The organism is Neorhizobium sp. LMR1-1-1.1 (assembly GCF_040675795.1).
Taxonomy (GTDB): Bacteria; Pseudomonadota; Alphaproteobacteria; order Rhizobiales; family Rhizobiaceae; genus Neorhizobium; species Neorhizobium cellulosilyticum.
The window spans coordinates 415,462-439,413 of the sequence record NZ_JBEGHE010000025.1 but is presented as its reverse complement, the minus strand read 5'-3'; the positions used below and the strand labels follow the sequence as shown (position 1 = coordinate 439,413).

General features: G+C 59.2%; 27 protein-coding genes, 1 tRNA gene and 1 riboswitch. Of the genes, 16 read left to right on the top strand and 12 right to left on the bottom strand.

Annotation, left to right across the window (positions count from 1 at the left end; all coding sequences use genetic code 11):
• The first annotated feature begins 117 nt into the window (after positions 1–117).
• The 4 genes from MRBLMR1_RS15330 (at position 118) to MRBLMR1_RS15315 (ending at position 2,924) form a co-directional block, all read left to right on the top strand.
• Entirely contained in the window at positions 118–669 is a 552-nt protein-coding gene (locus MRBLMR1_RS15330; RefSeq protein WP_500065509.1) for a sigma-70 family RNA polymerase sigma factor, read from the top strand.
• Entirely contained in the window at positions 666–1,391 is a 726-nt protein-coding gene (locus MRBLMR1_RS15325; protein ID WP_148148290.1) for an anti-sigma factor domain-containing protein, read from the top strand. The genes MRBLMR1_RS15330 and MRBLMR1_RS15325 overlap by 4 nt, the downstream gene beginning before the upstream one ends.
• A gap of 102 nt (positions 1,392–1,493) precedes the next feature.
• Positions 1,494–2,411, top strand: coding sequence for an alpha/beta fold hydrolase (locus tag MRBLMR1_RS15320; RefSeq protein ID WP_148148351.1), 918 nt, complete (start codon positions 1,494–1,496; stop codon positions 2,409–2,411).
• A gap of 75 nt (positions 2,412–2,486) precedes the next feature.
• Positions 2,487–2,924, top strand: coding sequence for a universal stress protein (locus MRBLMR1_RS15315; RefSeq protein WP_148148291.1), 438 nt, complete (start codon positions 2,487–2,489; stop codon positions 2,922–2,924).
• A gap of 375 nt (positions 2,925–3,299) precedes the next feature.
• On the opposite strand, the gene pdeM is transcribed toward MRBLMR1_RS15315, so the two are convergent.
• Together pdeM and MRBLMR1_RS15305 are read right to left on the bottom strand one after the other, a co-directional pair.
• Positions 3,300–4,031 carry a ligase-associated DNA damage response endonuclease PdeM gene (pdeM, locus tag MRBLMR1_RS15310; protein ID WP_500065198.1) on the bottom strand — a complete coding sequence of 244 codons (732 nt, stop codon included), beginning with the start codon at positions 4,029–4,031 and terminating at the stop codon, positions 3,300–3,302.
• Positions 4,032–4,195: 164 nt separating this feature from the next.
• Positions 4,196–6,757 (bottom strand): ligase-associated DNA damage response DEXH box helicase, encoded by a 2,562-nt coding sequence (locus MRBLMR1_RS15305; protein ID WP_210297749.1) that lies wholly within the window; start codon positions 6,755–6,757, stop codon positions 4,196–4,198.
• An 88-nt stretch (positions 6,758–6,845) separates the two neighbouring features.
• Here MRBLMR1_RS15305 and MRBLMR1_RS15300 point away from each other — a divergent pair, with 88 nt between their 5' ends.
• Together MRBLMR1_RS15300 and MRBLMR1_RS15295 are read left to right on the top strand one after the other, a co-directional pair.
• A complete protein-coding gene (locus tag MRBLMR1_RS15300; RefSeq protein WP_148148292.1) occupies positions 6,846–7,349 on the top strand; it encodes an RrF2 family transcriptional regulator in 504 nt (167 codons plus the stop codon).
• Positions 7,350–7,385: 36 nt separating this feature from the next.
• Positions 7,386–7,847 carry a carboxymuconolactone decarboxylase family protein gene (locus tag MRBLMR1_RS15295; protein ID WP_148148293.1) on the top strand — a complete coding sequence of 154 codons (462 nt, stop codon included), beginning with the start codon at positions 7,386–7,388 and terminating at the stop codon, positions 7,845–7,847.
• 10 nt (positions 7,848–7,857) lie between these two features.
• Here the strand turns inward: MRBLMR1_RS15295 and MRBLMR1_RS15290 are convergent, their stop codons facing one another.
• The 3 genes from MRBLMR1_RS15290 to MRBLMR1_RS15280 form a co-directional block, all read right to left on the bottom strand.
• A complete protein-coding gene (locus MRBLMR1_RS15290; RefSeq protein WP_148148294.1) occupies positions 7,858–8,502 on the bottom strand; it encodes a YitT family protein in 645 nt (214 codons plus the stop codon).
• A gap of 1 nt (position 8,503) precedes the next feature.
• Positions 8,504–9,154, bottom strand: a complete 651-nt coding sequence (locus MRBLMR1_RS15285; RefSeq protein ID WP_500065194.1) for a YitT family protein — start codon at positions 9,152–9,154, stop codon at positions 8,504–8,506.
• A gap of 127 nt (positions 9,155–9,281) precedes the next feature.
• The gene (locus MRBLMR1_RS15280) at positions 9,282–10,211 is read right to left on the bottom strand and encodes a methyltransferase (protein WP_148148355.1); all 930 of its coding nucleotides are present in this window, start codon (positions 10,209–10,211) and stop codon (positions 9,282–9,284) included.
• 141 nt (positions 10,212–10,352) lie between these two features.
• Here MRBLMR1_RS15280 and MRBLMR1_RS15275 point away from each other — a divergent pair, with 141 nt between their 5' ends.
• Together MRBLMR1_RS15275 and MRBLMR1_RS15270 are read left to right on the top strand one after the other, a co-directional pair.
• Positions 10,353–10,619, top strand: a complete 267-nt coding sequence (locus MRBLMR1_RS15275) for a DUF6460 domain-containing protein (protein ID WP_148148295.1) — start codon at positions 10,353–10,355, stop codon at positions 10,617–10,619.
• Position 10,620: 1 nt separating this feature from the next.
• A complete protein-coding gene (locus MRBLMR1_RS15270) occupies positions 10,621–11,121 on the top strand; it encodes a CAP domain-containing protein (RefSeq protein ID WP_148148296.1) in 501 nt (166 codons plus the stop codon).
• Here the strand turns inward: MRBLMR1_RS15270 and MRBLMR1_RS15265 are convergent, their stop codons facing one another.
• Both MRBLMR1_RS15265 and MRBLMR1_RS15260 read right to left on the bottom strand, forming a co-directional pair.
• Positions 11,122–12,213 carry a quinone-dependent dihydroorotate dehydrogenase gene (locus MRBLMR1_RS15265; protein ID WP_148148297.1) on the bottom strand — a complete coding sequence of 364 codons (1,092 nt, stop codon included), beginning with the start codon at positions 12,211–12,213 and terminating at the stop codon, positions 11,122–11,124.
• Positions 12,210–12,557 carry a DUF952 domain-containing protein gene (locus tag MRBLMR1_RS15260; RefSeq protein ID WP_148148298.1) on the bottom strand — a complete coding sequence of 116 codons (348 nt, stop codon included), beginning with the start codon at positions 12,555–12,557 and terminating at the stop codon, positions 12,210–12,212. Before MRBLMR1_RS15260 ends, MRBLMR1_RS15265 begins: the two co-directional genes overlap by 4 nt.
• 131 nt (positions 12,558–12,688) lie before the next feature.
• Between MRBLMR1_RS15260 and MRBLMR1_RS15255 the strand changes: the two genes are divergently transcribed.
• From MRBLMR1_RS15255 to MRBLMR1_RS15245, 3 genes are all read left to right on the top strand, one after another.
• Positions 12,689–13,099 carry a hypothetical protein gene (locus MRBLMR1_RS15255; protein WP_148148299.1) on the top strand — a complete coding sequence of 137 codons (411 nt, stop codon included), beginning with the start codon at positions 12,689–12,691 and terminating at the stop codon, positions 13,097–13,099.
• A 184-nt stretch (positions 13,100–13,283) separates the two neighbouring features.
• Positions 13,284–13,931 carry a response regulator transcription factor gene (locus MRBLMR1_RS15250; protein ID WP_148148300.1) on the top strand — a complete coding sequence of 216 codons (648 nt, stop codon included), beginning with the start codon at positions 13,284–13,286 and terminating at the stop codon, positions 13,929–13,931.
• A gap of 200 nt (positions 13,932–14,131) precedes the next feature.
• The gene (locus MRBLMR1_RS15245) at positions 14,132–14,794 is read left to right on the top strand and encodes a S24 family peptidase (RefSeq protein WP_148148301.1); all 663 of its coding nucleotides are present in this window, start codon (positions 14,132–14,134) and stop codon (positions 14,792–14,794) included.
• 45 nt (positions 14,795–14,839) lie between these two features.
• Here MRBLMR1_RS15245 and MRBLMR1_RS15240 read toward each other — a convergent pair whose 3' ends face one another.
• Positions 14,840–15,727, bottom strand: coding sequence for a transporter substrate-binding domain-containing protein (locus tag MRBLMR1_RS15240; RefSeq protein WP_394353664.1), 888 nt, complete (start codon positions 15,725–15,727; stop codon positions 14,840–14,842).
• Positions 15,728–15,795: 68 nt separating this feature from the next.
• On the opposite strand from MRBLMR1_RS15240, the gene MRBLMR1_RS15235 reads away from it, so the two are divergent.
• A complete protein-coding gene (locus tag MRBLMR1_RS15235) occupies positions 15,796–17,745 on the top strand; it encodes a glycosyltransferase family 2 protein (protein ID WP_148148303.1) in 1,950 nt (649 codons plus the stop codon).
• A 50-nt stretch (positions 17,746–17,795) separates the two neighbouring features.
• Here MRBLMR1_RS15235 and MRBLMR1_RS15230 read toward each other — a convergent pair whose 3' ends face one another.
• On the bottom strand, positions 17,796–18,848 hold the full coding sequence (locus tag MRBLMR1_RS15230) for a glycoside hydrolase family 5 protein (RefSeq protein ID WP_183684939.1): 1,053 nt from the start codon (positions 18,846–18,848) through the stop codon (positions 17,796–17,798).
• 303 nt (positions 18,849–19,151) lie between these two features.
• On the opposite strand from MRBLMR1_RS15230, the gene MRBLMR1_RS15225 reads away from it, so the two are divergent.
• Positions 19,152–19,403: a KTSC domain-containing protein gene (locus tag MRBLMR1_RS15225; protein ID WP_148148305.1), complete on the top strand. Its 252-nt coding sequence runs from the start codon at positions 19,152–19,154 to the stop codon at positions 19,401–19,403.
• Between the two features lie 83 nt (positions 19,404–19,486).
• Here the strand turns inward: MRBLMR1_RS15225 and MRBLMR1_RS15220 are convergent, their stop codons facing one another.
• A complete protein-coding gene (locus tag MRBLMR1_RS15220; RefSeq protein WP_148148306.1) occupies positions 19,487–20,218 on the bottom strand; it encodes a Crp/Fnr family transcriptional regulator in 732 nt (243 codons plus the stop codon).
• Between the two features lie 171 nt (positions 20,219–20,389).
• Between MRBLMR1_RS15220 and MRBLMR1_RS15215 the strand changes: the two genes are divergently transcribed.
• Positions 20,390–20,542, top strand: a complete 153-nt coding sequence (locus tag MRBLMR1_RS15215; protein WP_183684937.1) for a hypothetical protein — start codon at positions 20,390–20,392, stop codon at positions 20,540–20,542.
• Positions 20,543–20,668: 126 nt separating this feature from the next.
• On the opposite strand, the gene MRBLMR1_RS15210 is transcribed toward MRBLMR1_RS15215, so the two are convergent.
• Both MRBLMR1_RS15210 and MRBLMR1_RS15205 read right to left on the bottom strand, forming a co-directional pair.
• Positions 20,669–20,742 (bottom strand) — tRNA-Gly (locus MRBLMR1_RS15210).
• Positions 20,743–20,861: 119 nt separating this feature from the next.
• Positions 20,862–21,953 carry a 2'-deoxycytidine 5'-triphosphate deaminase gene (locus MRBLMR1_RS15205; protein WP_148148307.1) on the bottom strand — a complete coding sequence of 364 codons (1,092 nt, stop codon included), beginning with the start codon at positions 21,951–21,953 and terminating at the stop codon, positions 20,862–20,864.
• Positions 21,954–22,030: 77 nt separating this feature from the next.
• Positions 22,031–22,108, top strand: a riboswitch (SAM riboswitch).
• 47 nt (positions 22,109–22,155) lie between these two features.
• Here MRBLMR1_RS15205 and MRBLMR1_RS15200 point away from each other — a divergent pair.
• Entirely contained in the window at positions 22,156–23,334 is a 1,179-nt protein-coding gene (locus MRBLMR1_RS15200) for an O-succinylhomoserine sulfhydrylase (protein ID WP_148148308.1), read from the top strand.
• Positions 23,335–23,553: 219 nt separating this feature from the next.
• A complete protein-coding gene (gene apaG / locus MRBLMR1_RS15195) occupies positions 23,554–23,946 on the top strand; it encodes a Co2+/Mg2+ efflux facilitator ApaG/CorD (RefSeq protein ID WP_112458352.1) in 393 nt (130 codons plus the stop codon).
• Positions 23,947–23,952: the final 6 nt, after the last annotated feature.

The following is a 23,952-nucleotide window of genomic DNA, read 5'->3' as shown; positions in this document are numbered from 1 at the left end:
CAGGATGGCTGCGGGAAACGTGAAACTCTGGACGAGCGCATGTCCGTCGCTAAAACTGCAAAGATGGAATATTCGCAACTGCGCGAATATTCGGGGAGAGAGGACAGCCTAGCCTTGGTGACAGACCAATCGACGGACTTCGAGGCGGCGCTTGCCGCCTGCGCCGAGGGCGACCGGCGCGGGTTGCGCGACATATTCGATGCAGAAGCCGGCCGGCTGGTGACGGTGGCACAGCGGATCGTCAAACGCCGTGAGCTTGCCGAAGAAGTCGTGCAGGAAGCGTTCATTCGCATCTGGACACATGCGCATCAGTACAGGCCAGAGCGAGGGTCGGCGCGCGGCTGGATCTACGCGATCGTGCGCAACCGGGCGCTCAACATGCTGAGAGACGGGAGCAGGGAAGACCTGATCACCGAAGATCAACTGGAAACCATTCAGGATGCCGAGCAACTGGAACAGATCATGGCGGCGTGGCACAGGCTCGAGCATAACAGCCGGCTGAAAGAGTGCCTTGGCCGCCTGGAAGAGACGAGACGGCGCGGCATATTGATGGCCTATGTGAGCGGATATACCCACGGGGAAATTGCAGGTCGGCTGAAACTTCCTCTCGGCACGGCGAAGTCTTGGATAAGGCGCGGGCTCCTGACGCTGCGGGAGTGCATGGCATGAAGTTCGCTACCGAAAATGTTGCCCATATCGCCGACGAATATGTGCTTGGCCTGCTGAGCGAAACAGACGTTGCGGAGGTGGAAGATGAGATCGAGCGTAATATCACGCTCGCCACCGCCGTTGCGGAAGCGCGCGAGCGATTTCTGCCACTCGATACCAATGTCGATCCGGCTGCCGTGTCTCCTGTTCTGTGGCAAGCCATCGAGGCCCGGCTGCCAGAACAGGCCACGTTGGAGGCGCCGTCCATCGCTTCCGTGTCGCCGAGAGTTCCAACAGCGGGTAATGACAATGTTCGCTCCGGTTGGCGGTCGACGGCCCTTTCAGCGATCGCCGCCTCTCTGATCCTTGCTGTGGGTCTGGTGTGGAGTGTGACTCGGTCCATGGAGCCGCTGGTCGTGGCGGTGCTTCTCAACGAGGCCGGTGAGGTTCAGGCAGTGGTCGAGGACTTTGGCAACGATACTGCAAGCATCCGGCTTCTGGCGGATTTCAGTGTGCCCGAGGACAAGACGATGCAGGTTTGGACGCTTCCTTCCCGCGAGATGGGGCCGATGTCGCTCGGCCTTCTGGAAGAGGCTCATTCCGCACGGCTGAGCGGATCGACGCTGCCGAAACCGCAGGATGCGCAACTTTACGAAATCACGCTGGAACAGGCCGGGGGATCACCGACCGGGCGGCCGACCGGGCCGATCCTAGCCAAGGGGTTTGCCAAGCTGGCGCGTTGACACCGTGCTGCCGGAAAGGCGCAACCCCTGCCTTGGGATAATTGCGTGAACGATTTGCCCGACTATTCTCCGCCTTGCGGGGAAGTCAGCCGGGAGGATCGCATGGCCGAAATCGCGCAATCGACATCCCGCCCAACCGGGATTGCGACAAGCCTGACCTGCCGGGACGGCGTGATACTGAACGGTCATATCTGGCCAGCGCGAGGAAGGCCCATCGCTCGCGTGATCATCAACGCCGCCACTGGCGTGCTTGCCCGTTATTATCACTATTACGCGGACTTCCTTGCCGGCGAAGGGTTCGATGTATTGACCTATGACTATCGCGGCATCGGTCTGTCGCGGCCGGAAACCCTGCGCGGCTGCGGGTATCGCTGGCGGGACTGGGGCGAGCAGGATTTCGATGCGGCGCTGCGGTTCATGACCAAAAGAGCGCCGGAACTTCCGTTGATGGTAGTGGGGCACAGTATCGGTGGTTACCTGCCGGGGCTTTCTACCGAAGCGCACCGGATAGACCGGATGCTGACGATGGGGGCGCAATATGCCTGGTGGGGAGATTATGCGGCAGGGCATCGATCGAGGTTGTTCTGGCGCTGGCACATGGTGATGCCTGCCTTGACCGCGATCTACGGGTATTTTCCCGGCAGGAAGCTTGGCTGGCTGGAAGATCTTCCGGTTGGTGTCGCCAATGAATGGAGCTTTCGCGGGCCGCGAATGGAGCGGACGCATCCGAAGCATGAACGCGAGGCTGTGCTTTCGCGATTTGCCGCCGTCACGGCGCCGATCCTGGCGATCTGCGTGACCGATGATGATATCGGTTCGGCCGCGGCGATCCGGCGGACGCTTTCCTACTATTGCAATGCCGAGCGGATCGAAGCCAGTCTATCGCCATTGCATTACGGGCTCGATGCAATCGGGCATTTCAGCCTTTTCCACTCCCGCCATGCCGGCGGTTTCTGGAAGGATACGCTCTCGTGGCTGAAGGATGGAGTGAACCCCTTTGGGAGCAGCACTTCGGTTTGAGACAGGTCAATGTGCGACAATGCGCCGGTGCGAAGATGATCTTGACCAGGGAGGTCACTCAAGGAGGTCAATAAAATGTTCAAACATATCCTCATCCCCACCGATGGTTCGCCGCTATCGACGCAGGCACTCGAAAAGGCGCTCGATTTCGCACGCGAAAGCGGCGCTCAGGTAACGGTGCTGGCGGTGATAGAACCGCTGCAGGTCTTTACCGTCTATCCCGTCGGCATGGATATCGCCTATGCCGAATACGAGCAGCGCGCGAACGAACAGGCAGACGGCATTCTGGCCGATGCGAAAGCGGCCGCCGCACAGCGCGATCTGACCTGCGAAGCGATAAAGCTCCAGAGCGTCGATCCGGCCGGCTGCATCGTCAAGACAGCAGAAAAATATGGCTGCGACGCGATCGTGATGGCATCGCACGGACGTTCAGGCTTCAAGGCATTCATGCTCGGTAGCGTGACGATGAAGGTGCTTGCCGGATCGAAACTGCCGGTGCTTGTTTACAGGTAAGAGAACAGACGTTCGGCTACATCCAGCGGCAAGAAAAGAATGATAGTGGAGGTTCCGCTGTCATCAAATCGACAGTCGGTTATGGCGACGCTCACATATTGGAGCGCACCTCCCTCAAGATAGCCAGCGTGGACATGCCGACCGTCGTTGCATTCCAAACTGAACTCGGCTTCTCCATCCTCGGCGCGGATGACAGTCCATGTCCGCCCGCTGCCGGGTGGGAGCTGGAGGAGGCTGTCCCATACCGATAGCCGGCCACCCAAGAAATTTTCTCGGTCGACCCGCAGGATGATCAGATTGGACCGATATCCGACTGCAGCGATCAACACTAGAACCGCACAGAGGACGGCCACTACCTTCGCCGTTTGATTCATATCAGCCCATCAGGCTGCCGTAGCGCACCGAATAGATGCGATCGCGGCCGAGGAGATGGGCGACAAGCGTTTCCTGCTTGAACAGGCCCTGCATGGCCCGATGGCGGAGATCGAGGCCGCCGGTGAGAACGCCGAAGGCCGGCATGAGCAGGCGGTGGCCGTCGCTGGCGAAACACGGGCGACGAACCGACTTTTCGCGGCGCCGGACGGTAGCAGCGGGGTGGAGGTGCCCGGCAATCTCGCCCTTTGCCGAAATCAGGCGGGGTTCGTGGCGAAAAACCAGCCCCCCATAAAGAAGTTCGTCGCTCGATATGCCCGGCAGGTCGGTGGTTCCGTCGGGATCGTGATTGCCGTTGATCCAGATCCAGTCGCGGCCGCGCGCCATGTCCGTGATCATTTTTCTCAGGTCCGCCGGCAGGTGTTCGGAGCCGCTGCGATCATGGAAATTGTCGCCGAGCGAGACGACGAGTTTCGGCTCATAGCGGGCAATAACGGCGTTGAGGATATTAAGCGTGGCGATCGTGTCATAGGGCGGCAGCATCATGCCGCGGCGGGCGAAGGCCGCGCCCTTTTCCAGATGCAGGTCGGAGACGACGAGGGTCTGCGTTTCCGGCAGGTAAAGGCCGCCCAGCGGATCGCAGACGGCGGCGATGCCGTGGACAAGGATTTCCTCGGCGCCGGTGGGTTGGCCTGTCACGATGGTGCGGGGGCTAAGCCCGAGGCGGTGCATCAAGGTCGTTTCGTCTTTCCTGTCAATGTCGAGGGCTGCCCCTCACCCGCCCTGCCGGGCACCTTCTCCCCGTACTGACGGGGAGAATGAGACTTGTGGCACCCGTACAGCCCCGATCCGCTACACCGAGCAGGGCAAGTCCCCTCGCCCCGCTTGCGGGGAGAGGGTTAGGGTGAGGGGCGATCGCCAACCGAAACGGTGGACAATCCAGCCTCCGCAATCAATTCATCCGCCGCCTCCTGCAGCACCGCATCCTGCGCCTCGCCCGGTACCTGCTCCTTGCCGATCTCCAGCATGATCGGCACCGCCAGGGGCGAGACGCGATCGAGGTCACGGTGGGTGATGTGGCCCTTGATTCGGGACAGCATATCGCCGAGACGACCGATATCCAGAAGCCCGGAAGCGGCATCGCGGCGTGTCGCCTCCAAAAGCACGTGGTCCGGCTCGTGGGAGCGCAGCACATCGTAGATCAGGTCGGTCGAGACCGTGACCTGACGGCCGGTCTTTTCCTTGCCCGGATGACGACGTTCGATCAAACCGGAAATCACGGCGCAATTGCGGAACGTGCGCTTGAGCATATAACTTTCGTCGAGCCAGGCTTCGAGATCGTCTCCCAACATGTCCTCATCGAAGAGGTCGGAGAGGCTCAGGGAGCCATCGGCGATCATCGCGCCGAGATCGTTCAAGCCCCAGATGGCGAGCGAATAATCGGTGGCGACGAAGCCGAGCGGGCGGGCGCCGAGACGTTCGAGACGGCGAGTGAGCAGCATTCCGAGCGTCTGGTGCGCCAGGCGGCCTTCGAAACAATAGGCAATCATGAAGAAGCGTTTTCCGCGCGGAAAGGTCTCGATCAGCAACTCGTCCTGCTTTGGCAACATCGAGCGTTCGAGCTGGATATTCAGCCAGTCGCGGACCTGATCGGGCAGGTTTGCGCGGCGTTCGGGTTCGGCGAGCATCGCGCGGACCTGGTCTGCCAGATAGGTGGTGAGCGGAAACTTGCCGCCGGCATAGGCGGGGACTTTCGGGTCCAGCGAATGAGCGTTGGAGACGAGGCATTCGTTTTCGCGGATGCCTTCGAAGCGCAGTACCTTGCCGGCGAACAGGAAGGTGTCGCCCTGGACGAGCTGTTCGAGAAAATATTCCTCGACCTTGCCGAGCGACATGCCGCCGCGGCCGAGCGTGCCTTTGGCATTGCGCTTGACGAGACGGACATTGAGTTCGGCGGCTTCGACGATCGTGCCGAGGTTCATGCGGTATTGCTGGGCGATCTGCGGGTTGGAAACGCGCCAGCGGCCGTCCTCCTGTTTGCGGATCTTGGCGTAACGTTCGTAAGATCGCAGCGCATAACCGCCGGTGGCGACGAAATCGACGATGCGTTCGAACGTTTCCCAGGAGAGGCCGGCATAGGGCAAGGCGGAGGTGATCTCGTCATAGAGTTCGACCGGATCGAAGGGTTCGGCGCAGGCCATGCCCAGAACATGCTGGGCGAGAACATCGAGCGCGCCCTCGCCTACCGGCGGTGTATCCTGCGCGCCGAGATAATTGGCGTCGAGAGCGGCCTGGCATTCCATGACTTCGAACCGGTTGGCGGGGACGAGGATCGCCTTCGACGGTTCGTCCATACGGTGGTTGGCGCGGCCGATGCGCTGGGCAAGACGCGAGGCGCCCTTGGGCGCGCCGACATGGACGACGAGATCGATATCGCCCCAGTCCAGCCCCATGTCGAGCGTCGAGGTGGCGACGACGGCGCGCAATCTGTTGTCGGCCATCGCCGCCTCCACCTTGCGGCGCTGGCCGGCATCGAGCGAGCCGTGGTGGAGGGCGATCGGCAGATTGTCCTCGTTGATGGTCCAGAGCGACTGGAAGAGAAGTTCCGCCTGGAAGCGGGTGTTGACGAAGATCAGCGTGGTCGTATGGCGCCTGATCTCCTCGTAGACCTCCGGGATGGCATAGGTGGAGACGTGGCCTGACCAGGGGATGCGGGTCTCGGTGCCCAGAATGGTGATGTCGGGGGCAGCACCGCCTGTGACATGAACCAGGCCTGCCGGAGGCGCCGGGTTTTCGCCTTGAGGAACGAGCCAGCGTTGCAGGTCCATCGGATCGGCGACAGTGGCGGAAAGCCCGATTGTCTGCATTTTTGGCGCATGCTTGCGCAGGCGTGCGAGGCCGAGTGAGAGGAGATGACCGCGCTTGGATGTGACGAGCGAATGCAGTTCGTCGAGGACGACGTATTTTAGATCCTTGAAGAAACGCCCGGCTTCCTTATTGGCGAGCAGAAGCGCTACCTGTTCCGGAGTGGTGAGAAGGATATCGGGCGGGGTGAGCTTCTGGCGCTGGCGCTTGGATTGCGGCGTATCGCCGGTGCGGTTTTCGACCGTGACGGCGAGGCCCATCTCGGTGACGGGCTTCATCAGGTTGCGCTCGATATCGACAGTCAGCGCCTTCAAGGGCGAGATGTAGAGCGTGTGGATGCCGGTGAAGGCGGAACCGGGCGGGATCTTTCCGCGGGTGACGAGATCGGTGAGCGCAGGCAGGAAACCGGCAAGCGTCTTGCCGGCACCGGTTGGCGCGATCAACAGCATGTTCTCGCCGCCTTGAGCGCGGGCGAGCAGCTCCAGCTGGTGAGCGCGCGGCTGCCAGCCCTTTTCACCGAACCATTTGAGGAAAGGCGTGGGCAGGGTGGCGGCCTGATTGCCGGAGGGGTTGGTTTCGACGAGATCCACGCTCAAAAGATAAGCCTTCCGACGCCAAAAAGAAGGCCTCTTGACTCGCGGCCAATAATCATGGATAAATTTTATCCGTGATTAGGAGACGGAAATGAAACTGAGTGACGGCGTCGAACAGGCAATCCACTGTGTGGGCATGCTCTCTAGCCTTTCGGAAGGCGGGGTTTTGTCTGCGGCGGCACTTGCCGAGTTTCACGGCGTTTCGACGAGTTATCTTCTGAAGCACCTGCAGGCGCTTTCGGGTGCCGGTATCGTTGCCACCGTGCCCGGCCCGAAAGGCGGCTATCGGCTGGCGCAAACACCGGACCGGATAACCCTGCTCGACATCGTGCTGGCCGTGGAAGGGCCGGCACCGGCCTTTCGCTGCGCGGAAATCCGCCAGCGCGGACCGAACCCGCTGCCGGGGCGGTATTTTACCAAACCCTGTGGAATCAATGCGGCGATGCTGAAGGCCGAAAAGGCCTATCGCGCCGAACTCGCCAAGGTGACGGTGGCATCGATCCTTGCGGAGCTTGCAGCAGACGATGACGGCGGGATCGCCGCCCGCGGCTGCGCCTTCATGGAACTGAACGAACGCAAATCGGCCCGTGGATAGGGCCATTAATTCCCCCCGCCGTCAAAGGAGACGACCATGCATCCGCGTTTCAATCCCTTCAAAGCCAGCCAGGAAGCCTACAAAGCCGTGATGGCGCTGGAAGACTATGTGCAGAAATCCGGCTTGGAGCGCCGCTTCATTCACCTGATCAAGCTTCGCGCCTCGATCATCAACGGCTGCGCCTTCTGCGTCGATATGCATGTGAAGGAAAGCCGTCATGACGGGCTTTCCGAACAGTGGATCAACCTGATGAGCGTGTGGTGGGAATCGCCCGTCTATGACGAGCGCGAACGCGCCCTGCTCGGCTGGGTCGACTCGGTCACGAAGATTGCCGAGACCGGCATTCCTGACAGTGCTTATGAACCGCTCAAGGATCATTTTACCGAAGAAGAGATGGTCAAGATCACGGTTGCGATCGGCGCGATCAATATCTGGAACCGGTTGGCCGTCGGCTTCCGCTCGCAGCATCCGGTCGACAAGGTTGCGAACGCCACCTGAACGGCCTGGATTAGCGGACGATATATCTGTCGGTGCGGTGGTTGATGGCGAGCGTCAGGTTCAGCGTCACCGCCGCAACGATGGAGCAGGCAATGACGAACGGGCTGGCAACAAAGAAGGACAGGAAGAGCACGACGCAATCCAGCCCCAGTTGTACGAAGCCGGCGCGCCAGCCAAACCTGTCCTGCAGATAGAGCGCCAGAATGCCGAAACCGCCGAGCGAAGCGCGGTGACGGAAAAGGACCAGCATGCCGCAGCCGATCAGAAGACCGCCGAAGAGGGCTGCGGTAATCGGGTCTATGCTGTCGAAGGTAATAAGTTTCGGCAGGATGCCGGTGAGCACGGACGTGAGCGCGACAGCGGCGAAAGTTTTAACCGTAAAGACGAGGCCGAGACGCTTATAAGCCAGCCAGTAGAAGGGCAGGTTCAGCACGAAGAAGGCGGTACCGAAGCTGACATCGACCGAATAGCGCAAGAGGAAACCGAGACCGGCCGTGCCGCCGATCAACAGGTGGGCTGCCGCAAGCATGGTGACGCCGAGGGCTGCTAGCATGGAGCCGGCAACGACGCCCTGAATATCCTCGATGATCGAGTGCTTTTCTGTCGACGAGGCCCAGAAGCCGATCGGGCTTTTCTTGTCCGCCGCGTCCGCCATGTCAGCGCACCGCGATATACCGGTCGGACCGGTGATTGATGGTGAGAAGCAGGTTCAAGACGACGGCGCTCAGCAGCGACCAGAGGACCGTCATGGGGCTGACAACGAAAAATGCGGCGGCCATGACGCAGAGATCGAAACCGAGCTGGACGAGGCCGGCCGGTATCTTGAACCGATCCTGGATATAGATGGCGAGAATGCCGATGCCGCCGAGCGAGGCACGATGGCGATAAAGACCGAGCAGACCGAAGCCGATCAGGATGCCGCCGAGCAGTGCCGCCCAGAACGGATCGAGATGCTGGATGACGATGAATTTCCGCTCAAGCTCGGTGATGAAGGAGACCATCAGGATGGCGACGAAGGTCTTGAAGGAAAAGCCGATGCCGAGGCGTTTGAACGAGAGATAATAGAAGGGCAGATTGACGACGAAGAACAGGACGCCGAAGGGGATATCAAAAGCGTAGTGCAGCAGGAAGGCGACGCCTGCAGTGCCGCTGGTGAGGAACCCGGCTTGGCTTAGAAAATAAAGGCCGAGCGCTGCGACCATGGCGCTGATGAACAGGCCCTGCGCATCTTCCAGCTTGGTGTGTCGGGCCGGATCGAGGCTGTAAAAGCCCAGCCGGCGCTTCTGCGCGCTCTGTTGGTCGGCCAAATTGTTCCCCTTAGTCCGTTCCGGGTTTCGCACCGGTTTTCAGCGATTGTGCATTGCGATAGCGGCTTCATCAAGCGTCATCAACAACGCGTGAGTGCCACAAGCAAAATCGCAAGAAAACGCCGATTCAGGCGGTTTTGCGCGACAGAAACAATATGCCCCTGACCGGTTTTCCGGCATCCATGCGAATGGTGGTGCGCTCGATCTCCAGAAGCTCCAGCCGATGATGGGCGAGCAGCAGCCGGATATGGGCTTCAGAATGGGCATAACGAAGGCTGTCTCGCAGCACGAAGCCTTCCTCTTCGCCGGCATCCTCCACCGAGAATGCGAACAGGCCTTTGGGGGCAAGCAGATCTGCGACCAGCGGGAAGACGGTTTCCAACGAGCCGAGATACATCAGCACGTCAGCGGCAGATACGAGATCGGCGCGATGTTTTGGGAGATCGGAACCGAACAGGCCGCTTTCTTCGGCGGATAGGCTGAGGTCGGACTGGCCGAGATGATCGTAAAGCGCTTTTTCCTCGGCCTTGGCGAGCATGTTGGTGGAGAGGTCAAAGCCCTCCAGACGTGCCGTGCTCTCCTTTATCTCGGCACCGAAAAGCCCTGTGCCGCAGCCAAGATCGACCGTCAGGTCGAAGGGTGCATGAGGAAGCACGAGTGCGGCGAGCTTGCCGGGGACGGAATAATCGAGCTTTTCGACCAAGGCTGTGTCGAAGCGCTCGGCATATTCATCGAACAGACTTTCGACATAGCGGCTCGGCGGCTGGTCCGGCGCGGCCTCCGCGCCGATGACGGCAAGTTTCAGCCTTGCGCCGAACACGTCTTCGGGTTCGAGTTCCAGCGCGCAGCGATAGGCGTCTTCCGCCGTCTCCAGCTCTGCCTTCTCACGATATTCTCCAAGACGAAACCAGCCTGCGGCCCAACCGGGCGCGAGTTCCAGCGCCTGTTCCATCAGTTCGGCGGCAGCGGCGAAGTCGCGACCTTCCGCCAACATGCGAGCGTAATCGGCACGACGGTCGGCGATCACATCGCCGGAAGAGAACTGGCTCATCGATATTGTCCTGAAATCATGCCGCTCATCGCCGAAGCCACAAAAAAACTCAAGTTCTATTTGAGAGGCGAACGTCAATGCCTATCTGACGGTTGCAGGCGCTCGTCGCCGCGGCTATGGCATTTGAAGCAACGGAGACGGTCAAGAATGGCGGATGGTGTGAACAAGTTTCTCGGCGACTCGATCGGCCGGACGATCATCAAGCTGATCGTGGTCTGCCTGATCGTCGGTTTCGTGCTCGCCTTTTTCGGCTACACGCCGAACAATATCGTCGGCAGCCTTCGCTACCATTTCTACGATATCCTGCATAACGGCTTCGATGCGCTGGGCGATATCGGCAATTACCTGCTTCTCGGTGCGATCGTGGTCATCCCGGTCTTCGTGGTTCTACGACTGATAAGCTATCGTCGCTGACATGACCGAGTTTTCCATTCCTTCGCGACGGGGTTTTCTCGTTCTTTCCGGCCTGACGCTTGGCGGTACCGGCCTTTTGCTTGCCGGCTGTTCCACGACTGCCGTCATGACGCCGACGCCGGGTTCCGAGGACGATACGGTAGCTGCACTGCCGATGGTCAACACGCTACGCGCGTCCAAGGGGCTCACCGCGCTTTCGCTCGATACGTCGGCGCGCAAGGCGGCAGGTATCCAAGCGATCCGAATGGCGAAGGCGCAGGAGATGAAGCACCTGATCGGCTTCGGTGACGATTTCGGCGCACGGATGAAGAAGAGCGATGTGGCGCTGCCGGCAGCGGAAAACATCGCAGCCGGGCAGAAATCGGTGGAAGCCGCAGTGCAGGCCTGGATCGACAGTCCCAAGCATCTGGAAAACATGCTCGGGAACTATCGCGGGCTGGGCGTCGCCATGGCGCCGGCCAAGGACGGCAGGCCCTATTGGGCCATGGTGCTTTCGGGCTGATCAGATCGGCTGCGAGGCCCAGTGATCGACGCGGCTATCGCGCAGATCGCGGATCGAAGCGATGCCGTCACGGTCGAGCAGTTTCGACAGACCGCGATTGATATCGCCTGGCAGGGCTGGCCCTTCATAGACCATGCAGGAATAGACCTGAACGAGATCGGCACCTGCGCGGATCTTTTCCAATGCGTTCTCGGCGCTTCCCACGCCACCGACACCGATGATCGGGAGGTCCGACCCGACACGCTTGCGCATGCGGGCGAGCACCGCCGTAGACTTGGCGAATAGCGGAGCACCGGACATGCCGCCGGCCTGTTTTGCCTGAACCTGATCCTTAAGGCCTTCGCGCGAGAGCGTGGTGTTGGAGACGATCAGGCCGTCGAGATCATGGGTCAGCGCCTCTGCAGCCACATCGTCGAAGCCTTCTTCCGTCAGGTCCGGCGCGATCTTCAGGAAGACCGGCAGGCGCTTTCCGCCACGGTCCGCCTCTTCATTGCGGGCAGCAAGCACGGCCGAAAGAAGCGCCGCCAGGCTTTCACGCGCCTGCAGGTCACGCAGGCCGGGTGTGTTGGGCGAGGAAATGTTGACGGTGAAGTAGGTCGCCAGCGAATAGAAACGCCGGATGCCCAGAACGTAATCGGCGATGCGATCGGCGCTGTCCTTGTTGGCGCCGATATTGACCCCAACGATGCCCTTTGCGTTGCCACGGGCGCTGAGGCGCGCGAAAACCGCGTCATGACCCTGATTGTTGAAGCCGAAGCGGTTGATGACGGCGCGATCCTCGACCAGGCGGAAAAGCCGCGGCTTGTCATTGCCCACCTGCGGTTTCGGCGTCAGCGTGCCGACTTCGACATGGCCGAAGCCGAGCTTCAGAAGCGTATCCGGCACTTCGGCATTCTTGTCGTAACCCGCGGCGAGACCGACCGGGTTTTCGAACCGGATGCCGGCAACTGTCTGTGCCAGACGTGGATCGGGCCTTGGCGGACAGACAGGCGAGATCCCGGTTTTCAGGGCGATAATCGACAGGTTATGGGCGATTTCGGGATCGAAAACGAAAAGGCTACGGGAGGCAATTCCCGCAAGGCGGCCAATCATGGCATTTTCTCCGGAAAGGCATGCTGGCCGTCAACGCCGATCAGGAGTGGCATCTCCCAGATCACCGCCGAAAGCGGCAGGCTGCCATAAAGGTGAGGGAAAAGATCGCCGCCACGGGACGGCTCGAATTTCAGGTCTTCGCCAAGAGGACGCGAATCCACCGCGACCAGCATCAGTCCGGTCATGCCGGCGAAATGCAGTCTTGCCGTTTCGCGTGCCTGGGTGCCGGTGGAAAAATGGATATAACCGTCACGGTGATCGATCTCGGCCCCTTCGAAGACGCCCCTCGCCTTGGCTTCCCTCCAGATGGTTTCGGGCACGATCTTGTAAACGGTATCCGTCATCACACATCTCCATTGAGATTTAGGGCCTGTGAGAACTTTGAGGCCTGCGAACCCGTTAGAGCAGATAAGCGGCGTTGCGGATCGTTTGCCGCAAAGGCGGCTAAAAGTCCATTACTATCGGAGGAGAGAAAATGCGCATTTCGGCAATCAGCATTGCTGCCGCCTCTCTGACCGGTGCCTTGCTCTTTTCAACGGGGACAGAGGCACAGCAGAGGTTCCAGCTTGAGCAGACGGACCAGGGCATCGTGCGGCTGGACACGGAGACCGGGGCGATCACCACCTGCGGCCAAGAAAACAACGAGTTGACCTGCCGGATGGCACCGGACGAGCGCGCGGCGTATGAGAAGGAACTCGACCTCCTGGAAAAACGCGTAACGGCGCTGGAGGAACGGATCAGCCAGACACCGCCGGGGCGCTTGCCGAGCGACGCGGAGGTTGACCGGTCGCTATCGATCATGGAGCGTTTCATGCGGACTTTCATGGGTATCGTGCGCGAATTTACCGGAGAGCCGAACCCCGCGCCGCAACCGGACAGAACCTGACGCGCCAAGCGACCTGTCGCAGAATCGATACAGATCACGGAAGGCTCCACTCGCAGAAGATGTGCAGCAGCCGAACGTCACCCTTGTTTCGGTTCGTCAACGGCGTTACAAATTGACGCAGGCCTTGAGGAGGGCCCGGGATCTTCATCCCAGCACAACTATGCCTTTGGGAGGAGGCGTGGGAATGCAGACACTCAAAATCATCATCGCAGACGATCATCCCCTGTTTCGCGGCGCGCTCGTGCAGACGCTTCAGGCCATGGCGGAGGATGTCACCATCATCGAATGCGGCGAGTTTTCCGCCGCGCTCAAGGCAGCAGACGAGCATGCGGATGCCGACCTGATGCTGCTCGATCTCGCCATGCCCGGGGTCAGCGGGTTTTCCGGGCTGATGACATTGAGGGCACAGTTTTCAGCGCTTCCGATTGTCATCGTATCGGCGACCGACGACAGCGGCACGGTGCGCCGGTCGATCGAACTGGGGGCATCCGGCTTCATTCCGAAATCATCCGGCCTCGACGACATCCGCATGGCGGTCAAGACCGTGCTCGACGGCGGGATATTCTCACCCGGCAGCGACGCCAGCCAGCCGGAGGACGATCCGATGCTGATCGAAATTCTCGACCGGCTGAAGACGCTGACACCGCAGCAGAACAGGGTGCTGACCATGCTTGCCGAAGGCCTGCTCAACAAGCAGATCGCCTACGAGCTTGGCGTCTCGGAAGCGACGATCAAGGCACATGTCTCGGCAATCCTTCTGAAGCTCAATGTCGACAGCCGGACTCAGGCTGTGATCAAGCTCGGAAAGATCAACATGGCCATGGTGGCGTAAGTAGAAAAAGGATTTTATTCCTCTTCGAGCTTTACGTTCACGTGACCTTCGGCTAAAATCAGGCGTGCCGGAGACGCTCTTTGGCATTGACGCAGAATGCCGGGATCGGTGAGCGCGTCACCTCTGATTGAAGGCTGCATGGCGCCCCTCTTCAAGCGGTCGCGGACTGGAGCCTTGTAAAGGCCGGGGCACGGGCGAAAATGCTGTCACATGACGCCATATGGAACGCGATCGACAGGCTTGCCGAACGTCATCAACTGACGCCATCCGGGCTTGCGAGGCGGGCTGGACTGGATCCTACCTCGTTCAATCGTTCAAAGCGTCTGGGGCCTGACGGGCGGCTGCGCTGGCCCTCGACGGAATCGATCTCGAAAGTACTCGATGCCACCGGGGCCACGATCGACCAATTCATGAGCTATCTGCCCGCTGGCGGCCGCAACCAGATACCCGAGGGTAATTTTCCGCCGCAGGCCGGGAATATTCCGCTGCTAGGCTTTGCCCAGGCGGGAGCAGGCGGCTTTTTCGACGATGGTGGATTTCCGGCCGGACAGGGCTGGGATGTCGTCGAGTTTCCCGTCGATCCGTCACGCAAGGTGGGCGTCTATGCGCTCGAAGTTCAGGGGGAATCGATGATGCCGCTCTATCGCGACGGTGACGTGCTGATTGTCGAGCCGGGGGCGCAGGTGAGACGCGGCGACCGCGTCGTGTTGAAAACCAAGGAGGGTGAAGTGATGGCCAAGGTGCTGGCACGCCAGAGCCCGAAAAGCGTCGAAGTGATGTCGCTCAACCCGGAGCATCCCAACCGGACCTTTGATCTTGCCGATGTGGAGTGGATGGCCCGCATAATCTGGGCGAGCCAGTGAGGCCCTTGCTTTCTCGGTTACGGGAGACAGGAACAAATTCCCAGCTCAATATAACCCGTTTGGAAAATAGCGCAGATAAAGATCCTGCAGCCTGCCGTTACGGGACAGCTCGGCGAGCGCCTGATCGAAGGCCGAGACCAGAAGCGGGTCGGTGCGACGCACCATGACGGACAGGCCCTCGCCCAGGAATTTTTCCGAAAGATAAGGGCCGTCGAAAAGCATGCAGCATTTTTCAGAAGCGTCGCTGGCGACCCAGAAGGGCAATCTCAATCCATCGGAAAAAACGGCGTCGATCTTTTTTTCCTTCAAGGCCGTAGTCATTGCCTCACCGGTTTCGAACGGCACGGCGATGATGCCTGGAAAAAATGCCTTGAGCATCGCCTCATGTGCGGTTTCCTTGACTACGCCGACACGACGCCCGGCGAGTGCTGCAGCAGTGTCGCCCGGTATGTCGGCCGAGCGGCTTTTGGCAAAACGCGCCGGGATGCCGATATAGGAGCGGGAGAACAAAAAACGCTCCCGCCGGTCCTGATTGACCGCGATGCCCGCCATCACCGCCTCACCGCCATTGGCCTCCAACGTCCTTTCCAGTTCGTCGAACGGTATGGACTGGATCTGGCATTTGGCCTCAAGCTTTAGTTCAGCACAGATTTCGCGGGCAAGATCGACGTTGAAACCGGATAGGCGCCCCGTCTGGTCGGTGAAGTTGAAGGGCGGAAAATCAACGGTTGTCAGAATGCGCAGGCGAACGATCGTCGACAGATCCGGGCGAGCCACGCGTTCGCGGCTGTCGAACATCAGCGGCAGGCGATTTCCGCTTTCGGATGCAAGGCTCGTCCCGGGTGATGCGAAAGCGGCCACCAACATCACGAAAGCTGCAAAGAGATCGCGCGCCCCCCGCCAAACTAGGGATGTAATCATCCGGTGCCTCATTATGATCGTCTGCGGGTCAGGCAGGAGCGCCCCTATCGGGTGCTCCTTGGGGACGGTGTAACAGAACCATGCGCTTCGGGGAATATCCGCCGCAGGGATCGGCGGTCTGTGACGATGAGCCTGCCACGAGCTTGCCGAACGGCGGTTCAGAGGACCGGCAGGCCAATGACCAAGAGTTTCGCGGCGACGCCGATCCGGATCCTCCGGAAGCTGAGGCCGCGGTTCTTGCTGCTCTCGGTTTCTCCAAGCCGATGATTGCCCGAATGCGCGAGCGGGCGCTGCGTCACGGCACGTCGATCGAGGCCGAGCTGCTGCGCTCCGGCGAGGTGCGCGAAGAGGCTTATTACGGCGCGATCGCGCGGTTGCTGCGGTTGCCTTTCATCGACACGATCGATCCTCGCCTTGTGCAGGACGCAATGACGCTGGACAGCCAGCTTATACGTCCGACCATGATCCGGCTTGCTCATCGCAGTCGGGCGCCGGAAACCGTCATCGTGCCGGAGGCGGCGCGACTGGCAGAACTTGCCGCAGCCCTGACCACCATGCCCATGCTCGGCCGGAACCTTGCCATCACGACACCAGGCGCCATTCGCAAGGCGGTGTGGGCTGCGGGAGCCGGACGGCGCGGGCAGGAAACGACCAACGGGCTTTTCGAGCGGCAACCGGCTTTTTCCGCCCGGACGGTGCTTTCGGGTAAGCAGGGATTTTTCGCAGGCGCGCTCGTCGCCGGAACGATTGCGGCCTTCCTCATCATACCGGTCGTGACGCTTCTCAGCCTGCATATCATTCTGTCGCTGACCTATCTTGCTTCGCTATTGCTGCGGCTGACGGCGCTTGCTTTGAAGATGCATCTGCCGAGCCCTGCTACCAGGTTCAACCTGAAAGCCGGCCCGTTACCGCGCTACACTGTCATGGTGGCGCTTTACCGAGAAGCCCCCGTCGTCGGCCAACTCATAGCCTGCCTCGAACGGCTCGACTGGCCCCATACACTCATCGATATCAAGCTCGTCTGCGAAGACGACGACGCCGAGACGATTGCCGCGCTGACCGCGCTTGAACTTGGACCACAGTTCGAAATCGTCACTGTGCCGCCAATCGGTCCGCGAACCAAGCCAAAGGCACTTACCTATGCGCTCTCTTCGGCACGGGGTGAATTTCTGGCCATATATGACGCGGAAGACCGGCCGCACCCGCTGCAACTGCGCGAAGCGCACGCGACCTTTGTAAACGGGCCGCCCAACCTGGCCTGCCTGCAGGCGCCGCTGATCATTGCCAATGCCCGGAAATCACCGCTCAGCGCACTGTTCTCGCTTGAATATTCCGCACTGTTCAGGGGCCTTCTACCAATGCTCGCCAGACGACGAATGCCCCTGCCGCTCGGAGGAACGTCCAACCATTTCAAAACCGAAATATTGAAGAAAGTCGGCGGCTGGGATCCATATAATGTGACCGAGGACGCAGATATGGGGCTGCGCCTCTATCGGCTCGGCTACCGTTCGGACGTGTTGACCTGCCAGACACTGGAGGACGCGCCGGTGCAGGTTTCCGTCTGGATGGCGCAACGCGCCCGCTGGTATAAAGGCTGGCTGCAGACATGGCTGGTGCTGATGCGCGATCCGGCGAGGTTGATGCGGGAGATGGGCCTGCCCGCTTTTGTGACTTTCCAGCTGATGGTGGGCGGGATGCTGATCTCGGCATTGCTTCACCCGTTGATCTTCGTTTTCCTCTGGCTCGGGGCATCGGCGATGCTCGACGCGCCCAAAAACGATCTGCCACTCGGTGTCGTCTCACTGTTCGTCATGGATTTCGTCAACATCCTCGGAAGCTACCTGATCTTCCTGGGACTGGGGGTCGGTTCGATGATCGACCATGAAAAGCGCCAGATCGGCTGGCGATGGGTGATGGTGCCATTCTACTGGCTGATGATCTCGGCTGCAGCTTGGCGGGCGGTGATCGAACTCAAGACCAATCCGTTCCATTGGAACAAAACACCGCATGCGCCGACATCAACAGACTGAAACCGCATGACGACAATTTCCGTCGAATGCATCCAGACGTTTTACCGGCCTCACGGACCTTCAAGCAGGATATTCATGCGCGGATCATCCGGCGTTGCGCCGGAAAAGTCCTGCGCATCGGGACCGCCCGGGTCAATCGAATACCAGAAGCCCTGATCAGGCGTATGGTAGCCTTTCTGTCCGGCATAGACACCAAACCAGGTGTAGCCGGTCCAGACATCGGAGTTGGCGGCAAAATATGCCAGAAGGTCTCGCAGTTCCTTATAGCAGGCCTCATTCCTGGCCACCGCGAATTCGCCGAGAAACAACCGCATCCTGTTGGCGCGCGCCCATTCCGTCGACTCCACCAGAACTGTGGCACCTGATCCAGGATTGCAGGTCTGTTTCTGTCCGGCACTGTAGTCGTCAAGATAACGGTGAACGTCGATGACCAGATTGTTGCCGGGATCACGGACGAGCGGCCCGAGCGGTTTTCCAAGCGGTTGCCCCGTCCAGGACAGGTCATGGGCGAAACCGTATCCATCCAATAGGATCGTGTTGGTCGCGCCGGTTGCGCGAATATCCTTCAGCACCGTATTGTAGGTCGCAGCAAGCTTGATGCCGTCCACATCGTGCGGCTCATTCATGATGCCGAACATGACGCGGGGATTTGTCTTGAATTTCATAGCGAGCCTGACCCAGAGATCAGAGAAATGGGCCGCCGAGACTTCCTGAGCCTCGCCTATGATGACCTCGTTCTTCGGTTGCCTTTCGAAATTGAGGTCTCGGCGCATGAAGTTATGCACATCGACGATGACCGTGGCCCCAGCACCCGTCAGAAAATCAACCTCCCGTTCAAGGGCCGCAAGCACGGTTGGATCGAGATCTCCGCCGAGCCTTGGCTGAATCCATTCCCAGGCGAAAACCAGACGGAAAACACGCATGCCCTTGCCCAGGTAATATTTCATTCCCTCATCGGTCGCCCAGGTAGTGGACTGGGTATAATAACCGTTATTCCCGACGAGATTGACGCCACGCCCGAATAGGAGGTTCGTCGAAGAAGCGGATGCCGGGAAGCTCAAAAATGCGATGAGGAGACCAAGGAATGCGGCAAACTTCGGCATGGAAATCCTTTTCCCGAAATAACGTGCGTCGTCAGAATTGTCTGGCGTCATCCATCACATCAATATGGGAAAGATGCCGCACGCATTCTCAAAAATCAAAGTCGAACCAAACTTCCGCTCACATTTCCGATATATACACTACACCAATGGAAACGGCCTCGCGTATTGTCATCATGATCTTCCAGACCCGCAACACAACAATCATTTTATTTTACTTGAATTTCATTTCCCAATCGCAGGCCTACACATGCAAGAACTGCCAAACATCTTGGTAGATGGATTCATCATTATTGACTCGATGGCATGCCCGACTATTTTCAATGCAGGGAGGCCGGCGAAACAGGATGGGAACTCATGCGTATCCATCTCAGATCAAAGCTTATCGATTCCGTCGAGTATGACGAAATGTCGTTCCGCATGACGGTATTCATGTCCAACGGGCAGGTTCGCGAGTTTTGCGAGGTTCCCGCCGTTGTCATCGCCGATCTGTGTGAAGCAAGCTCGCCTGGCAACTATTACATGCGCGCGATTCGTAATCGATATCCCGCGCCCTGAAACCAAGCCGGCATACCAACCGAGACGGGTGGTCGTTGATGGCCTTATCCGGCTGCGGTGCTGGAACGCTGAGACCACAGCCTTCAGTCTAGCCCAGAAAAAGCGAACAGCTCGGACATTCTGAGTTCCAGCTGCCACGGTGTAATTCGCCGCACCAAGCCCTTCTTCTCCAACGTTTTCATCGCTCGTGTTACGGTCTCCGCTGAAGTTCCGATGTGGTCAGCGATATCATGCCTGGATATTGGTACCGTAAGCACCTGATTTTCATCGTCGAAATGTTGAGCATGGCCGCAGCAGTCGACGAGAAAAACCGCGAGCCGTCGTGTAACGTCGAGTGCTCCCATAACAACAAGCCGCCGTTGAGCCAGCCGAATGTCATGACTGGCCTTTAAAAGCAATTTCTGCTGGATACGAGGGCGGCGTGGAAGATACTTCTCCAAATCCTTGATGGGAAATTTATACGCTGTGCAATTGGTTACGGCTTCCGCCGAGTTGAAAAAACAGCCATCACGAGGCAAACCGAAGAAGTCACCGGGCCAAAACAACGCCACGCTTTGTCGAACCCCGTTACGGATCGTATGCCTTCCCTGAACAACTCCCTCATCCAGATAATACAGATGTTTTGCTCGTTCGCCCTGCATGAAAATCGGAGCTGAGTGAGCCTTTACTGTGAGAAGTTCACCAAGCAGCAGAAGCTCAGTCCTCTCGCTAGGTAGCAGTTCGATAGTCGATCCATTTTGGTCACTCGACTGCCATGGATGTTCAGCCCGAAGAGCCAAACTCGGCTGATCGGTTCGCGCGGCACGGAATTTCATTTTAACCTAACAGTCTAGGTGGTCGCACAAAAGTCGCTCTCAAACTGACTTTTGTCAGTGCGTCGCACCTCTATCGCTGCAAGTTATGACCCGCTCCATCGGCAGATTCTTTGATTAGGAACAAGCGGATGGAATTTTACGCAGTGCGATAACCATTGCAGGGAGCCATGCTTGGAGGATTTCATCGCGCGCAAGAATATCGAGCGCTATAAAAAGCTGCTGGAGGAACGGAGCTGGACCGCTCTGGAGCGGCAAACGCTTTTAAACCTCATCCAAGAAGAAGAGCATAAGCTGATCAGCAAGGGGTCCGGCCGCGACAAATAAACCGCACCGCCTTTACCGAAAGTGGCGGTCACCGCGCATCGTTGCACGTAGCTACACGCACGCGCGTGCCTAACCTTATCTTCCTAGGCACTTTGTCATTTTAATAAACACTGATGGAAAAGTCGCTGGAGCGGGTGAAGGGAATCGAACCCTCGTATTCAGCTTGGGAAGCTGCTGCTCTACCATTGAGCTACACCCGCTTTCGCCTGCAGGTTTCCAACAACGGATCGCGGCTGTCAAGGGCGGTGGGCTGCCTGCGGCATCGGGATTGGTCGGGCAGATACGGTTCGAAACGCCCAACCGGGATCGAGCGTGATGCTCAGCCGCGGAAATGTTTCGACAGTTTCAGACCCTGCGCCTGATAGTTCGAGCCGAGACCAGATCCATAGAGACCTTGCGGAGCTTCCAGCATATGCTCGTAGACGAGGCGTCCGACGATCTGGCTGTCTTCGAGGATGAAGGGCACCTCGTGGCTGCGGACCTCCAGGACGGCGCGGCTGCCTCGTCCGCCTGCGGCTTCGTGTCCGAAGCCCGGATCGAAGAAGCCGGCATAATGGACACGGAATTCGCCGACCAGCGGATCGAAAGGGGTCATTTCGGCGGCATAAAGCGGCGGCACATGCACGGCCTCGCGGGAGACGAGGATGTAGAACTCATCCGGATCGAGGATCAGCTCGTTGCGGCCGCGGCTGTAGAGCGGCTCCCAGAAATCGAAAACATCGTGCTGGGCCTTCTTGTCGACATCGACTACGGCCGTGTGATGCTTGCCACGATAACCGATCAGGCCATTCGCATCACCCTTGAGATCGATCGACAGCGCGATACCGCCGCCGGACACGTTCGGCGTCGAGGATGCGACCAGCGTTTCGGTCTCGTGCAGATGCAAGAGTTCAGGTTCTGACAGGAGGGCATTGCCGATGCGGAAGCGGATTTGCGACAGGCGCGAACCCTGTCGGGCTACGATCGGGAAAGTGCGCGGCGAGATTTCGAGATAGAGCGGGCCGCGGTAACCGACCGGGATCTTGTCGAATTCCTGCGCATGATCAGTGATGACGCGGGTGAAGATATCGAGACGGCCGGTCGAGGATTTCGGATTTGCCGACGCCGACATATTTGCCGGCAGATCGAGGCTTTCCATCAGCGGCACGATATAGACGCAGCCGGTTTCCAGAACCGCGCCCTCCGACAGATCGACAACATGCAGCTTCAACCGGTCGAGCTTATCGGAAACGAGGCTGTTTGGACCTGGCATGAAGGAGGCGCGCACGCGAAATGCCTTGGCACCCAGACGAAGGTCCAAGCTGGCCGGCTGAATCTGATCGCGGTCGAGATCCCGTTCGGAGACCAGCCGTCCCGTTTCGAAGAGCGCCGCAATTGCGCGGTCCGCCAGAATTCCCGTGTCGCGAGCCATGATCGTTTCTTTCAAAATTTGGCGGTGACAAAACCAAATGCAGGGCATTGACGCAAGCGAATGCGAGGCGTAAGCCAGCTTTATCCCGTGGTGATTTGCCGGTCGGCTTGCAGCCACGTTAAACAAGTGGCTAAAAAGACCGGGTTGCTAAAACCGGTCTGCTTTCGCGGCCGGTTTTTTTTGTTTTGGATTGAGGACTAGCATGACAAACAAATGGCGCCCGGCAACTACACTCGTCCACGGCGGTACGCTGCGTTCGCAATATGGCGAAATGTCTGAAGCGATCTATCTCACCCAGGGCTTTGCCTACGACAGTTCGGAAGCCGCGGAAGCGCGCTTCAAGGGCGAGACCGAAGGTTACATTTACGCCCGCTACGGCAGCCCGACCAATGACATGTTTGAAAAGCGCATGTGTGCGCTGGAAGGTGCGGAAGAAGCCCGCGCCACGGCATCCGGCATGGCCGCCGTTTCCGCCGCCCTGCTCTGCCAGCTGAAGGCCGGCGATCATATCGTTGCAGCCCGCGCGCTGTTCGGCTCGTGCCGCTGGGTGGTCGAGACGCTCGCACCGCGCTACGGCATCGAATGCACGCTCATCGACGGCCGCGATCTCGCCAATTGGGAGAAAGCGATCCAGAAGAATACCAAGGTGTTCTTCCTCGAAAGCCCGACCAACCCGACGCTCGAGATCGTCGACATTGCCGGCGTAGCAAAGCTTGCCAACCAGATCGGCGCAAAGGTGGTGGTCGACAACGTGTTTGCGACCCCGCTTTTCCAGAAGCCGCTGGAACTCGGCGCCCACATCGTCGTCTATTCGGCCACCAAGCATATCGACGGCCAGGGCCGCAGCCTTGCCGGTGTGATCCTCTCAGACAAGGAATGGGTGGACGAGCATCTGCAGGATTATTATCGCCACACAGGCCCGGCCATGTCGCCGTTTACCGCCTGGACGCTGATCAAGGGACTTGAGACACTACCGATCCGCGTCAAGGCGCAGACGGACAACGCCTCGAAGATCGCCGACTTCCTGGCAGAGCACAAGCATGTCGCCAAAGTCATCTATCCGGGCCGCAAGGACCATCCGCAGGCCGACATCATCGCCAAGCAGATGAGCGGCGGATCGACGCTGGTCTGCTTCGAGCTGAAGGGCGGCAAGGAAGCTGCCTTCAAGCTGCAGAACGCGCTGGACGTGGTGACCATCTCCAACAATCTCGGCGACACCCGCAGCCTGATCACGCATCCAGCAACAACGACGCACAAGAACCTCACCGACGAGGCGCGTGCAGAGCTTGGCATTTCGCCCGGCACCGTGCGCTTCTCGGCCGGCATCGAGGACGGCGAAGATCTGCTTGAAGATTTTGCCAAGGCTCTGACTTCTATCTGAGGTCTTTTCGGCCCGTCGATATGGTGAATCCGGTTTTCGGATTCACCATATCAGTTATCCCTAATTCCAAGAACAGATCACAGTTTCTCGCGTAAACCGCGAGTTTTCTTGACGTTCGATGCCGTGTGTACGATATGCGGGGATGTAGATTCCATGTTCTACGGCGTGGTTGACGTGCAAGAAACGATATCCGGCGCTGTAGTTTTGAGGTATTTGTCCATGTATCGCGCCCGGACAAGAGACATAGAAGTTGCCGTCGAGCCGTTCTATCTGGAGGAGCAGTCCAGTCCGGAAGAGAGCCGCTATGTCTGGGGCTATCGCATTGTTATCGAGAACCACTCGATCCATACGGTAAAGCTGGTTCACCGCTACTGGCATATTACCGACCAGAACGGTCTGGTCGACGAAGTGGACGGGCTTGGCGTCGTCGGAGAACAGCCGCGCCTGCAGCCGGGCGACAGCTATGAATATTCATCGGGCTGCCCACTGGACACGCCATCCGGCATGATGTTCGGCTATTACGACATGCAGACGGAAGAAGGCGAGGTCTTCAAGGTCGACATCCCCGCCTTCTCGCTGGATTCACCCGGGCTGAACCGGGTGCTGAATTGAGCCCTG